The organism is Kaistia dalseonensis (genome assembly GCF_030814715.1).
Lineage (GTDB): Bacteria > Pseudomonadota > Alphaproteobacteria > Rhizobiales > Kaistiaceae > Kaistia > Kaistia dalseonensis.
The window spans coordinates 436,468-449,736 of record NZ_JAUSVO010000003.1; the positions used below are offsets into that span (position 1 = coordinate 436,468).

Annotated in this window: 12 protein-coding genes; 2 read left to right on the forward strand and 10 right to left on the reverse strand. The window is 64.9% G+C overall.

Going from position 1 to position 13,269, the window contains the following annotated elements; all coding sequences use genetic code 11:
• Positions 1–48: 48 nt before the first annotated feature.
• Both QO014_RS12565 and QO014_RS12570 read right to left on the reverse strand, forming a co-directional pair.
• The gene (locus tag QO014_RS12565) at positions 49–1,377 is read right to left on the reverse strand and encodes an NAD(P)/FAD-dependent oxidoreductase (protein ID WP_266349047.1); all 1,329 of its coding nucleotides are present in this window, start codon (positions 1,375–1,377) and stop codon (positions 49–51) included.
• A gap of 60 nt (positions 1,378–1,437) precedes the next feature.
• Complete coding sequence (locus QO014_RS12570) at positions 1,438–2,451, reverse strand: isopenicillin N synthase family dioxygenase (RefSeq protein WP_266349048.1); 1,014 nt, start codon at positions 2,449–2,451, stop codon at positions 1,438–1,440.
• A 103-nt stretch (positions 2,452–2,554) separates the two neighbouring features.
• Here QO014_RS12570 and QO014_RS12575 point away from each other — a divergent pair, with 103 nt between their 5' ends.
• Both QO014_RS12575 and QO014_RS12580 read left to right on the forward strand, forming a co-directional pair.
• Positions 2,555–3,499 carry a nucleoside hydrolase gene (locus tag QO014_RS12575; RefSeq protein ID WP_266349049.1) on the forward strand — a complete coding sequence of 315 codons (945 nt, stop codon included), beginning with the start codon at positions 2,555–2,557 and terminating at the stop codon, positions 3,497–3,499.
• Between the two features lie 137 nt (positions 3,500–3,636).
• Positions 3,637–4,257, forward strand: a complete 621-nt coding sequence (locus QO014_RS12580; protein ID WP_266349050.1) for a TetR/AcrR family transcriptional regulator — start codon at positions 3,637–3,639, stop codon at positions 4,255–4,257.
• Between the two features lie 43 nt (positions 4,258–4,300).
• Here QO014_RS12580 and QO014_RS12585 read toward each other — a convergent pair whose 3' ends face one another.
• The 8 genes from QO014_RS12585 to QO014_RS12620 all read right to left on the reverse strand — a co-directional run bounded on the left by QO014_RS12585 (position 4,301) and on the right by QO014_RS12620 (position 13,209).
• A complete protein-coding gene (locus tag QO014_RS12585; protein WP_266349051.1) occupies positions 4,301–5,128 on the reverse strand; it encodes a TetR/AcrR family transcriptional regulator in 828 nt (275 codons plus the stop codon).
• A 109-nt stretch (positions 5,129–5,237) separates the two neighbouring features.
• Complete coding sequence (locus QO014_RS12590) at positions 5,238–6,047, reverse strand: SDR family NAD(P)-dependent oxidoreductase (RefSeq protein WP_307258134.1); 810 nt, start codon at positions 6,045–6,047, stop codon at positions 5,238–5,240.
• Positions 6,044–7,705, reverse strand: coding sequence for an FAD-dependent oxidoreductase (locus tag QO014_RS12595; protein ID WP_266349052.1), 1,662 nt, complete (start codon positions 7,703–7,705; stop codon positions 6,044–6,046). Before QO014_RS12595 ends, QO014_RS12590 begins: the two co-directional genes overlap by 4 nt.
• A gap of 66 nt (positions 7,706–7,771) precedes the next feature.
• On the reverse strand, positions 7,772–8,746 hold the full coding sequence (locus QO014_RS12600) for an aldo/keto reductase (protein WP_266349053.1): 975 nt from the start codon (positions 8,744–8,746) through the stop codon (positions 7,772–7,774).
• 74 nt (positions 8,747–8,820) lie between these two features.
• Positions 8,821–9,996 carry an aromatic ring-hydroxylating oxygenase subunit alpha gene (locus QO014_RS12605; RefSeq protein ID WP_266349054.1) on the reverse strand — a complete coding sequence of 392 codons (1,176 nt, stop codon included), beginning with the start codon at positions 9,994–9,996 and terminating at the stop codon, positions 8,821–8,823.
• Between the two features lie 87 nt (positions 9,997–10,083).
• Entirely contained in the window at positions 10,084–11,184 is a 1,101-nt protein-coding gene (locus QO014_RS12610) for an LLM class flavin-dependent oxidoreductase (RefSeq protein WP_266349055.1), read from the reverse strand.
• Between the two features lie 25 nt (positions 11,185–11,209).
• Positions 11,210–12,202, reverse strand: a complete 993-nt coding sequence (locus QO014_RS12615; protein WP_266349056.1) for an amino acid ABC transporter permease — start codon at positions 12,200–12,202, stop codon at positions 11,210–11,212.
• An 86-nt stretch (positions 12,203–12,288) separates the two neighbouring features.
• Complete coding sequence (locus QO014_RS12620; protein WP_266349057.1) at positions 12,289–13,209, reverse strand: transporter substrate-binding domain-containing protein; 921 nt, start codon at positions 13,207–13,209, stop codon at positions 12,289–12,291.
• Positions 13,210–13,269 lie beyond the last annotated feature (60 nt).

The following is a 13,269-nucleotide window of genomic DNA, read 5'->3' on the forward strand; positions in this document are numbered from 1 at the left end:
GGGATGGTCGCCTTGGCGAGCCGGGTACGGAGGGGGATCATCATCCGCCTAGACCCCCGTGGTCGGCTGCATCTTGGTTCCGTCGATCAGGCGCTCGTAGCGGAAGGGTGCGGGATCGACGATCGGCGTTGCGCCGCGCACGAGATCGGCGGCGAGGCGCCCTGCCCCCGGGCCAATGCCGAAGCCGTGCCCGGAAAAGCCGGTCGCCACCACGAGACCCGACAGCGCCTCGACGGTCGATATGACAGGAACCGCGTCGGGCGTCGCATCGATCATGCCCGCCCAATGCTGGACAACCGGAACGTTCTCGAACACCGGAAACGTCACCTTCAGCGCCGCATAGGCAGCATCGAGCGTATCGGTGCGCGGCGCCGGATCGAGAACGCGCGTCTTCTCGAACGCGAGGGCGGCCGCAGCCTTCCCCTTCATGCCATGGCCCAGCCCCGCAAGGAGCGGCGCGCCGAAATCGAGGCGCATATGCCGCCATTCGCGTTTCAGGATGGGCAGGAAATCGGTGAAATAGCGGAAGCTGTCCGGCACGACATCGTGCAGGCTTCGCGTGCCGTCGGCGATCGTGTAGCCGCCATCGAGCCGCTTGCGATAGGCGAAGCGCGGCCCCCACGCGGCACCATCGGGCCCGCGCGGCACCGGGCCCGTTCGCAGCACCGAGGAGCGTATGCCGAGTTGCGGCAGGCGCAACCCCAGCGAGCGCAGCAACTGGCTCGACCATATGCCGCCGGCAACGACGACGTTCCGCGTGACGATCCGTCCGCGCTCGGTTTCGACCGCCGAAATCGCACCGGCACCGGTCTCGATCGAGCGGACGGCACAATCGCCGAGCAGGATCGCTCCGGCTTTCGCGGCTGCCGCGGCGATCGCCGGCGCCGCCTTCTGCGGCTCGGCGCGGCCGTCGCTGGCCGTATAGAGCGCAGCGTGAAAGGTCGTCGTCGCGCCGGGCAGCAGGCTCGCCAGCGCGGGACCGGAGATGATCCTGGAATCGAGAGCATAGGGTCCGGCGCGGTGCAGCCAATCCTCGTGCCGCGCCACGTCGGCCTCGCTCTCGCAGAGATACAATATGCCCGTGCGGCGGAAGCCGACATCGCGGCCGACAAGGCTGCCCATCTCGTCCCAGAGCCGCATGGCCTCGATGACCAGCGGCAACTCCCTGGGATCGCGCCCCATGCGCCGCACCCAGCCCCAATTGCGGCTGGATTGCTCGCCGGCAAACGTCCCCTTCTCGCAGACGACCACCGACAGGCCAGCACGCGCCAGAAACAGCGCCGTGCTCAGGCCGATGATGCCGCCACCGACGATGACGACGTCAGCGGATGTCGGCAGCGTCTCGGAGGATCGGACGGGATCGATTGGCGGCCCCAAGCTCGGCCCTTTCGCGGTCGGTCTCCGGCATTGGGCCGGCCCAGACGATCGAGTCGAACGCTACGGCGCCACGGGCGCAGCCGCCGTACCCTTGCGGTAGTGGTAATTCTTGTCGATGCGCTCCATCAGATAGTCGCCATAGAGCACGGGCGCGTATTTCGGCTCGGTGCCGGCGGGCAAACAGGGCGGCAGCACTTCGATCATCTCGTCCATCGACGGATCGAAGAAGAAGGGCTGCGAATAGCGCTCGCGCCCCGACCGGTTGATGACGCGATGCGGCGTCGAGACGAACTGGTCGTTCGACCAGCGGGCGAGGATGTCGCCGACATTCATCACGAAGGTGTCGGGGATCGGCGGCGCGGCGATCCAGTCGCCGGCCTTGTTCTTGACCTCGAGCCCGCCGACATTGTCCTGCGCGAGCAGCGTGATGTAGCCGTAATCCGTATGTGGCGCGGAGCCGAACAGCCCCTCCTCCGCCGGCTGCGTCGGATAATGCAGCAGGCGCAGGAACGTGGTCGGGTGCTCGAAATAGCGATCCATGCTGTCGGGCGGCATGCCGATCGAAATCGAAATAGCGCGGACCAGCTTGCGCGCCAGTTCGCTCATCTCGGCGACATAGCGATCGATGGTCGCGCGGAAGCCAGGCAGCACGGCTTCATCGGGCCATTGGTTCGGCCCCTGGAGCGGCTTGCCGGCGAGCGCACCGGGATCATCCGCCGCCACCTCGTGCATGAAGAAGATCGATTCACTCTGGTTCGGCTTGCTCACTTTCGCAACCGACGAGGTGACGATCGTCGACCCGGCAAAGGGCAGGAAGCCGCGGAAGTTCTTGTCGATCTTGAGCTTGAGCTTCTCCTCGTCGGGCAGCGCGAAGAACGCCTTGCTCATTTCGCGGACCGCCTCGACATCGGCGCGGGATACCTGATGCCCCGCGACATAGAGGAAGCCGACATTTTCCAGATAGCCGCGGAGCGTCTCCGCAACGGCCGCCACGGCGTCCGGATCGCCCGTGTAGAGCCCCGAGACATCGAGGATCGGAATCTCTGAAAAGTCCCCGCGCGTCTCGCTATTCATGGCTTCCACCCGACCTTGAACATAAGATACAGTACTGTATTCTGGCGCTTTCCGCTTGGCAAGCGCCGGGCGCCGTTCCCATCCGACATGACGAGGAGAGTCCGTGGCACCGCGCAAGATCATCATCGATACGGATCCCGGCCAGGACGACGCCTTCGCGATCCTGTTCGCGCTCGGCTCTCCAGCTGAGCTGGAGGTCGTCGGTATCACCACGGTCGGCGGCAATGTTCCGCTGGCGCTGACGGCGGAAAATGCGCTCAAGGTCATCGAACTGGCCGGCCGCGCCGACATCCCGGTCTATGCCGGCTGCCCCGGCCCGATGGTCAAGAAGCTCAAGACAGCCGAATATGTGCACGGGCCCACCGGGATGGACGGCGCCGACCTGCCCCGCCCCACCACGCCGCTGCAGGACGAACATGCGGTCAACTACCTCGTCCGCGCGATCATGGACGCGCCGGAAGGCGAGCTCACGGTCTGCACGCTCGGACCGATGACGAACCTCGCCATGGCCATGGTCATGGAGCCGCGGATCATCCCGCGCCTGCGCGAAGTCGTGCTCATGGGCGGCGGCTTCTTCCAAGGCGGCAATGCGACGCCGGCCGCCGAATTCAACATCTTCGTCGACCCTCACGCCGCCCATGTCGTCTTCGAATCCGGTGTGCCGGTCACGATGTGCCCCATCGACTGCACCTATACGGCCGAAATGACGGTGGAATGGCTCGACCGCTTGCGCGCGACCGGCAAGCGCGCCGCGATCGAGGCTGCCAACATGGCCGATTTCTATCGCCAGTATGGCAGCCACAAATTCGCGACCAGCGCGCGGCCGATTCACGATGCCTGCGTTACCGGCTATCTGCTGGCGCCCGAGCTTTACGAGCAGCGGCTCTGCAACGTCACGATCGACATCGTCTCGCCCGAGACGATCGGCATGACGCTCGTCGACTGGTGGCACGTTACCGGCAAGCGCAAGAACTGCACGGTGTTGCGTCGGATCGATCCCGACCCGTTCTTCGCGCTCATGCTGGAGCGGATCGGCGCGCTCGCGTGAGAGCGGGACCTCGGCCGCTCGCATAGCGGCATGGTGGCGCGCGGCTCGTCCTGCCACTGGCCGGACGAGGCCGACGCTGCGTAAGATACACCCTGCGATGGTTGTACAACCGAACCCGCTGGCGGCAGGAACCCGATTTGCCCAAGAGGATCTCATCGGCCAGTGAAACGGAGGCGACACCCGAGCCGAAGCGCAAGACGCTGAGCCGGGAAAGCTGGATTGCTGCCGCCCTCAAGGCCCTGGAAAAGCGTGGCATCGCAGACGTGAAGATCGACCTGCTCGCCAAGCAGTTCAAAGTGACGCGCGGCAGCTTCTACTTCCATTTCACCGGCATCAAGGATCTGCACGAGGCGCTGCTGGAAGAATGGCGCGCGCGGAACTGCCGCCCCTTCGAGGCGCTCGACCGGATCGAGGAGCAGGACGGTCTCGCCTTCTTCACCCGGATCGTGAAGATCTGGGTCGACGAAGCCCCCTACAGGCCGCTGCTCGATCTCGCCGTCAGGGATTGGTCGCGCACAGCGCGCAAACTCGCCGACGAAATGGCCGCGATCGACAATCTGCGCATCTCGCTGCTGACACGGGCGTTTCGGGCCATGAACTATCCCGACGACGAGAGCCTCGTGCGCGCCCGCATCACCTATTTCCACCAGATCGGCTATTACACGCTGTCGTTCAAGGAAGCGGCGGCCGACCGCAAGCGCTACCAGCCCCTCTATGGCAAGGTCCTGCTTGGCCCACTCGGAGACCCGTCCAGCTAGGGCATTTTTCTCGGCGCTAACCGCTTCGCTCGAAGGCTCCGGCTCAGATTTCCGTCCCCGTCCTGAGCCGATCCAGGATGATGGTGCGCATGTTGCGGATGGCGGTCCGGTAGTTGAATTCCGGGAACATCATGTTGCGAAACAGCGCGCCGTCCAGGAATGTCGAGATGAACACCGCCATCTGCTTCGGCTTGGTCGGGCGGAACATCCCGCTTTCGACGCCCTCTCGGATCGCCTGGCCGAGCACCACCGATTCCTTGTCGTAGAACTGGCGGATCGCCTTGTCGATGCGCTCATTGCGGCTGCGGGTGCTGGCATAGTCAAGGCTGACCTTGGCCAGTTTCTGCAACAACGCGAACTCGGTGACATGGATCTCGATCCAGGACGAGATGACGGCATCGGGCGTATTGGCGTGATCGCGGATGCGGTCGAATTTTTCGAAGGCCGTCGCGACGGTCATCTCGACGGCCTGCAGGAAGAGCTCTTCCTTGGAGCCGAAATAATAATAGATCAGCGACGGATTGAAGCCTGTCGCGCGCGCGATATCCTTGATCGTGACGGTCGAATAGTTCTGTTCGGCAAAGAGATCGAGCGCGGCATTGAGCAGCGTATCGGACGCGGAAAGGGTCGCGTCTCCCTTGGCCACGGCCTTCAGCCGCCCGCGCGGCGCCTTCGCGGCAGGGACCTCCTCGCCGGAACCATCCGCAGCAACTGCGGACTTGCGGGCTCTCGGCGCGGAGGCTGCTCGTGTAACCATCTGGATCCCGTCATTCCTGGCCTTCGACGGACGGCCTTTGATGTGGCCCTGTCGGAGCGCGTTCACGGAGGCGCCGCGCAGACTCGGCGCCTCCTTGCTTTCCTTGACCGTCATGCTCTCGGCGATCCTGTCAAGGGAAGTTTGCCGCTAGGGCAACGCGACTGTGGATTGTAGCGGCAGAGACATCCTGAATGGACGCCGCATCGGCCGATCTCGAAATGCTTCATTTGTCGCCGTCGTAAAGATAGGCCGAGAGATGCCATGTCGCGACGCCGCCGCCATCGACGGGCAGCGTCTGCGCCGTGATGTAGGCCGCATCGTCCGAGGCGAGAAAGGCGACCGCCTTGGCGATGTCGATCGTCAGCCCTGCCCGCTTCAGGGGAAGGCGCGACACCTCCTTGATCAGCCAGGGCTCGGCCTCCTGCCAGTTCGTCTCGGGATCGCGGATCGCGCCGGGGCTGACGCCGTTGACGCGGATGCCGAAGGGCGACCATTCGAGCGCCATCTGCTGGGTCAGGCTGACCACGGCCGCCTTGCTAGAGCCATAGGCGCCCGATCGTGGAAAGGAGCGATGCGCTGAAGCCGCGATGATGTTCACGATCGAGCCGGACTGCTGCTTCATCATCACACGCGCCACCGCGGCGCTGCAGAGGAACGTGCCCTTGACGTTGACCGCATAGACCGCGTCCCAATCATCCTCGGAAAGCTCAGTCAGCGGCGCCGCTTTGCCATAGCCGGCATTGTTGACGAGGATATCGACGCGGCCGAGGCGCGCCACCACCTCGTCCACCATCCGGTTCACCGATGCCTGGTTGGTGATATCCGCCTCGATCGCGATCGCATCCGGACCGAACGTACCAGCAATCGCCTCGGCGGCGGCGAGATCGCCATGGGTGACGATCGCGATGATGGCACCCTCCGCCGCGAGTTCGGCCGCGATGGTATGGCCCATGCCGCGCCGACCGCCGGTGACGATTGCCACTCGGCCTTCCAGGCGCCGCCTTGCGGGCGGCGGTGCAAGCGTTTCCATCATGTCGTTTCTCCCGGATCGTTCGAGGCGTGATGGGCGACGCGGCTTTCCGCGACGATGGCGCGGCCGCTGATATAGCCCCAGGTCAGGTTGGGTCCGATCGTCGTGCCGGCGCCAACGGCGCGGGTGCCGATCGGGTTCGCCATGGCGACGCCGGCGCAATAGAGCCCGCCTATGCGCCGGCCATCGCGCCGCAGGACCGCGCCCGAGGCATCGGTGCGCGGACCGCCCTTGGTCGAGACGAAGGATCGATTGCAGGGAATGGCGACGAAGCGTGGCCGATCGATCGGCAGCATTACGGTCTTGGCGGGCTTCAGGCCGATCGCGCGCCCGCTCGCCTCGCGACCGAAATCGGCATCGCGGCCTTCGGCGCAAAAACGATTGAAGCGAGCCACGGTCTCGGCGAGCCGGTCGGAGGGGAGACCGATCTGAACAGCCAGTTCCTCGATCGTTTCGGCCTGCCGCAGCCAGCCGGGCTGGAGGCGTGCGGCCCGACGCAGCAGCGGCGAGCGCGCCATCAACCGCGCATCGCTGATCACCCAGGCCGGCAGATGAAGCGCCTCGCCCGTCTCGGCGGAACGCGCGTCGAGCCGTTCGCCGAAATTGAAATCCTGTTCATTTGCAAAGCGATCGCCCATCCGGTCGACGACGATGGCGTTGGGCTCGCGAAAGAAATAGAGGCTGAGACCCTGCAGCCCGCCTTCATAGCGGTGCGGCGCGGCGGCGCTGAGATTGGCCTGGTCCATATGCGCCAGCGCTGCGCCGACGGCCTCCGCCATGCGATGGCCGTCACCCGTATTGCCGGGCGGACTGGTGACGAAATCGACCGGGCCGGAAAAATGTCGGGCGCGCCGCTCGGCGTCCCATTCGAAGCCGCCGGTGGCGATGACGACGCCGTGTCGGGCCTCGAGCGCGATCCGCCGGCCATTCTGCTCGACGATGCAGCCGCGAACCGCCTCTCCGGCCTCGTCCATGACCAGTTCCGTGACGGCCGCGCCGGTTTCGATCCGACAGCCCTGGTCGATGCAGCCTTTCAGCAGCCCGGTGACCAGGGCCGTGCCGTTGGCGCGCTGGCTGGTGAGCCAGCGCCAGAGCAGGCGCGGCCAGATGCTGAGCGCGCTCGCGATCGGACGATGGAAGACATCGAGCCGCTGCGCCTCCTGATAGGTGAAGATATGCGGCAGCATCGGGGGGCGCAGATCATGGCGCAGGCGGCCGATCAGCCGCCGGCTGAGCGGTTCCGGCGACAACATGCGACCATGGAGCTGGGCGCCCGGCAGGTCCGGCATAGGGTCAGGCTCGGGCGTCAGAGCGAAGCGGAGCGGCGTCCTGGCCTCGACGAAAGCGAGCATTTCCGGCGCGAAATCCGTGAAGGCCTGCCAGAGCGCATCCTCGGTCTCCTGCCATCCCGGCGGCGAAGCGGCGCGAATATAGGCAAGCGCCTTGGCCGGCGTATCATCGATTCCGGCGGCGACCGCGTGATGATTGGCGGGAACCCAGGTGCCGGCGCCGGACATCGCCGTCGTGCCACCGAGCTTCGCCGTCTTCTCCAGTATGACCGTGGACAGGCCGGCGGCCGACGTCACCAGCGCGGCGGCGAGCGCCGCCGAGCCGGAGCCGATGATGGCGACGTCACAGGACTGGACGAGATCTCGATGCATGACGTGCCGCAAATTGGGGGGCAACGGCGCGTTGCCGCGCCGTTTCGTTGGCGTTTCGTTTGTTGTCTAGAAGCCGGCGATCGCGTGCGGGATGTAGGGCTCTTCCAGCGCCGCGATCTCGTCAGCCGAGAGCTTCACCGAAAGCGCCGCAACGGCATCGTCGAGATGCTGCAGCTTGGTGGCGCCAATCACCGGCGAGGCGATGGCAGGCTTCTGCAGCAGCCAGGCGAGTGCGACCTGGGCGGGTGGTAGATCCTTCTTGCCGGAGACCTCGCGCAGCTTCTCGACCACGGCGCTGTCGGCCGCTTCGGTCGCCGCATAGAGCGTGTTGGCGTACTGGTCGCTCGATGCGCGCGACGTCTCCGGCGTCGTGCGGGCGAGCCGGCCACGGGCGAGCGGGCTCCAGGGCGTGACGCCGACGCCTTCCGAGGCGCAGAGGCCGATCATCTCGCGCTCTTCCTCGCGGTAGAGCAGGTTCATGTGGTTCTGCATCGAGATGAAGCGCGCCCAGCCGTAGCGCTCGGACATCTGCAGCGCCTTGGAAAACTGCCAGGCGAACATGGAGGAGGCGCCGATATAGCGCGCCTTGCCGGCCTTCACGACATCGGAAAGGGCTTCCAGCGTCTCCTCGATCGGCGTTGTCGGGTCCCAGCGATGGATCACATAGAGATCGACATAGTCGGTGCCGAGCCGCTTCAGGCTGGCGTCGATTTCCGTCATGATCGCCTTGCGCGACAGGCCCTTGGCGTTGGCGCCCGGACGGATCGGATTATAGAGCTTGGTCGCGATCACGACCTCGTCGCGATTGGCGAGATCGCGGATCGCGCGGCCGAGCACTTCCTCGCTCGCGCCGGCCGAATAGACATTGGCCGTATCGAAGAAGTTGATGCCGAGTTCCAGCGCGCGCTTGTAGAAGGGGCGGCTCTGTTCCTCGTTGAGCAGCCAGGAATGGCCGCTATTGCCGGGGATCGTATAGGTCATGCAGCCGAGGCAGAGGCGCGACACCTTGAGGCCGCTCCTGCCGAGATTGACGTAGTCCATCAGGCGATTTCCTTGGAATGATGCGAGCGGCGACACCGGCCTTGACGGCCGGCGTCGCGCAGTCGGGCGGGCGATCAGTCGCGCATGCGGCCGCGGACGTAATTGGCGAACTGCCAGACCGTCTTTTCGAGATGGCTGAGCCGGCCGACGGTCGCGAGCGACGACTTGGCGCCGATCTGCTGCATGTCGTTGACCTCGATATCCTCCATGAAGATCGCCATGCCGGTCTCGCGGATATTCTCGATGATCTCCGGGTAGTTCGGCAGCTCGAGCGCCTCTGGCTTCACCAGGACCTGGCGGAACCAGATGCACTTGTTGACCGAGACCGGGATGATCGTCGTCCAGTGGATGCGGTCGGAATTGGTGTTGAAGAGCGTCAGCGGATAGATGACGTAGAGGCCGCCATTGCGCAGAACTTCCTCGCTTAGCCCCTCGAATTCCGGCAGGCCGGTCTTGTGGCGCTCCTCGATCGGCAGGTCCGGGCGCCAGGGCGCGTAGCAGACCGTCCAGCCCTTGCCGCCATCGCCGCCAAAGGAGAAGCGACCCGGCGCATGGGGCTCCGCCGTCTTTGAATGCGCACCGATGTGGTGGTAGCATTCCATGAAGGTCTCAACCGCGATCTTCCAGTTGAAATTGCACTCATATTTGTAGCTGAAGGCAAGGACGAGCTTGTCCATGTCGTAGCGCGCGAAGGTCGCGTCGAGATCGGCCAGGCGCTCCTTCAGCGGGTCGGCATCGCCCGAGAGGTTGATGTAGATCGTGCCGTGCCAGATCTCGCTGCGGACCTCCGGCAGCTTGCAATCCTTCGGCTCGAAGCCATCGGCCTGCTCCATATGCGGCGCGGCCTTCAGTTGGCCGTCCAGCCCATAGGCCCAGCGATGGAACGGGCAGGAGAAGAGCTTGGTATTGCCCTCGCCCGAGGCGACCGGCGCCCAGCGATGCAGGCAGACGCGCGACATGACGCGGATGCGATCGGCGCCACGCACGATGACGAGCAGTTCGTCCAGAATGTCGATCGTGACATAGTCGCCGACATTGGGGATCTGGGCGACATGGCCGACGGCGATCCAGTCGGTGCGGAAGATCTTCTCGACCTCGGCGTCGAAAAAGGCTTCCGACGTATAGGAGCTCGGCGGGAGGGTCTCGGAATGGGCGAGGTCCTGGTTGGAGCCGGCGAGAACCGCCTGGGTGATGCCTTCGACCTCGACGGCTTCGCTCTCGCCGAGCACGGGATTGACGCGCGGATTCATGGGTGGGACCTCCTTGGGCTTCTGCGCCATAGCGTGGGCTGGCGCACGGGATGGGTTCGGAACGGGGACAAGGGCGATGGGAGAACGTCAGGCCATGGTGGCCTGGCGAAGCGGAGCACTGAAGGGCTGGCGCAGGCCGATGCGGTCGAGCGGGCCGACTTCGCGCTCGATCAGCGGCATCACCTCGGCGCCGAAGCGCTCCAACGAGCGCCGCGCCAGCGCGATCGGCAAATCGCCGAACTGGAAGAACGTGCTGTAGTGATAGGGGTTGAAGGCCCTGATCTCGCGCACGATGCGCTCGGCGACATAATGCGGGTCGCCGACGATGATGTTGTCGCGCACCGTTTCCAGCGGCGGCTCGCCCGGCAGGGGCGGCGCATCGAGCATGGAGCCGTTCAATTGCGGTTCGGTAACCTTGAGATGCCCGGCGATGCGGCCGACCGACAGCGCATGCTCCGCCGCGACGATCCCGTCGGCGGCATTGTCGGTAACATGGATATATTGCTGGACCGAGATCGGCGATGACGGGCGGCCGAGCACTTCCTCCCAGCGCTTGAGCATGGCCGGTGCCTCGACCATCAGCGCCGGCGTGCCGCGCCATCCCGTGGTGATGAAGGGGATCGGATCGAGATGGGCGAGCCGGCCGAGCACGCGCGCCTCGCTCGTCGTCAGGAAGATTTCCGACAGGATGTTGTGCTGCGGCTTCAGCAGGAACACCGAATCCGGCACCGAAATGTGCTGGCCCTGATAATGGGCGCGGCCTTCGGTCAGGACCTGCTCGACGATGTCCCAATATTCGAGAAAGATGTCGGTCTTGTTCTTGACCGTCACATTGTAGCGCTCGAACTCATAGGGCTGGTAGCCCGTGCCGACGCCGAGCATGGCGCGGCCATTGCTGAGCTGGTCGAGCAGCGCGATCTCCTGCGCCACCCGCATCGGATGATAGAGCGGCAGCACGACCACCGCCGCGCCGACCTTGATGCGGCTGGTTTCGCCCGCCATGTGGGCGGCCATCATCAGCGGCGACACGCTGATCGAATAATTGGTGAAATGGTGCTCGGCGAACCAGGCCGTCCCGAAGCCGATATCCTCGGCGAGCTTGACCATGGAGCGGGTGTCGGAGACGACGCCCTGCAGCCCGCCGGGATTGTGGCGGTAGGTCATGAGGTTGAACAGGCCGAATTGCATGGGAAAGCCTCTCGGAAATGCTGGATCAGGGGGTCGGCAGGCCGGGCACGGCGCTGGCGCCCTTGGTCCGGGCCGACATGAAGGGGATCAGGGACAGGAGCGGGTTGCGCTTCGCCGAGCTGCGATGCTGGCTGCGGCCCATGCGGCGCTCGATCCGGCTCTGGATCGCCGTCAGCACCGTGGTGATGACGAGGTACCAGAAGCAGGCGACGAGCAGCAGCGGGATGGTCTGGTAGGTGCGCGAATAGACCATCTGCACCGAATAGAGCAGGTCGCCGAGCGCGATGATCGAGACGATCGACGTGCCCTTCAGCATGCCGATCACCTGGTTGCCGGTGGGCGGGATGATCGTGCGCATCGCCTGCGGGATGATGATGCGGCGCATGATCAGCCCCCGGCGCATGCCGAGCGCGCGCGCCGCATCATCCTGGCCGGATTCGATCGAGAGAATGCCGGCGCGGATGATCTCGGCCATATAGGCCGCCTCGTTCAGGCCGAGGCAGAGCACGGCCGCCGTATAGGGCGTGATCAGGTCGTTGACCGAGCCATCCGCCAGCGTGATGCCGAGGAAGGGAATGCCGAGGAAATAGCGTGGATAGAGCGCGGCCAGATTGTACCAGAAGATCAGCTGGACCATGACCGGCGTGCCGCGGAAGAACCAGATATAGGCGCCGCTGACGCTCGACAGCACGACATTGTCGGAGATGTGCATCACCGCCAGCACGATGCCGAGCAGGATGCCGACGATCATGACGACGATGGTAAGCCAGAGCGTCATCCAGGCGCCCTGCAACACCAGCGGATCGAACAGATAATGCGCGACGATCGGCCAGTTGAAGTTCGGATTGGTGGAAACCGACCAGGCGACCAGTCCGACAATGGCAAGCAGAAATCCGGCGGCGACCCAGCGCCCGATATGGCGACCCGGCACGACGATGAGATCGTCGCCCGCGCGGCCATCGTTCACGGCTGCGTCCGCGATCGGCTCGCGCGCCCGTCTGGCTGTATCCTGCAACATGGTCCCCTTCTCCTCGTGAGGTGGTGGTATTCACGGGGTGGAGGGAGCCGGCCCCGCTTTGAGCCGGCGCCCTCCCGAGTGACGTCTCAGTTGGCGGCGGCCTTGATCGGACGCTCCGTTGCGAGATTGATGCCAGGATCGAGCAGCTTGGCGTGCGCGACCTTGTACTTGTCCCAGATCTTGTCGTAGGCGCCGTCGGCGATGACGCCCTTGAGCGCGGCGAGCAGCGCGTCGGCGAGCGCCTTGTTGTCCTTGTTCACGATCGCGCCCATGTAGCTGTTGATGCCGAGCGTGTTCGGGAAGCTCGCGATCGGAGCCGGAGCCGCCTTCTGCAATTCGTCGAAGGCGACGAGCGCGCCGAGCGCGAAATCGAACCGGCCGGCATAGACGCCGATCATGACGGCGGAAGCCTGCGGCACTTCGCTGATCTGGATCGGCGGCTTGCCCTTGGCGATGCAGTAATCGGAGAAGACCTTGAGGCCGTCGATGAAGTTCGTGCCCGACTGGCCGGCCGTCTTCAGGCCGCAGAGGGACTCGAAATCCTTCTCCTTGATCGCGGTGTTCGACGCCATGTAGTAGACGGAGTTGCCGTAATCATAGGAATAGTCGACGAAGGTCACTTCCTTCTGGCGCTCGGCCGTATCGGTGATGCATTCGATCGCGAGATCGAAGCGGCCGCTCTTGATGCCGGGGATCAGGCCGGAGAAATCAATCGATTCCGGCTTCACCTCGACGCCGAGCTTCTGGCCCATGGCGCGCCACAATTCGCCGCCGAAACCGAGGATCGTCTTGTTGTCGTCGGCGAAATATTCGCAGGGCGGATAGTGCGCGTCGGTGCCGAGCTTCAGAATGCCGGATGCCTTGATGGATTCAGGCAGCAGCGCCGCGGCGGCAGGATCCTTCTGGAGCGGAGCGTAGGCGTCCTCGGCCTGGGCGGCCAGGGGCACGAGGAACGAGACGGCGAGGCCGAGAGCCGGCAGCAGACGAGACAAATCCTTGAAGAGCATTGACTTCCTTGCCTTTCATGGGTGCGCCACGAGGCGCCTCTGGATGGATCGGAGTGCTTG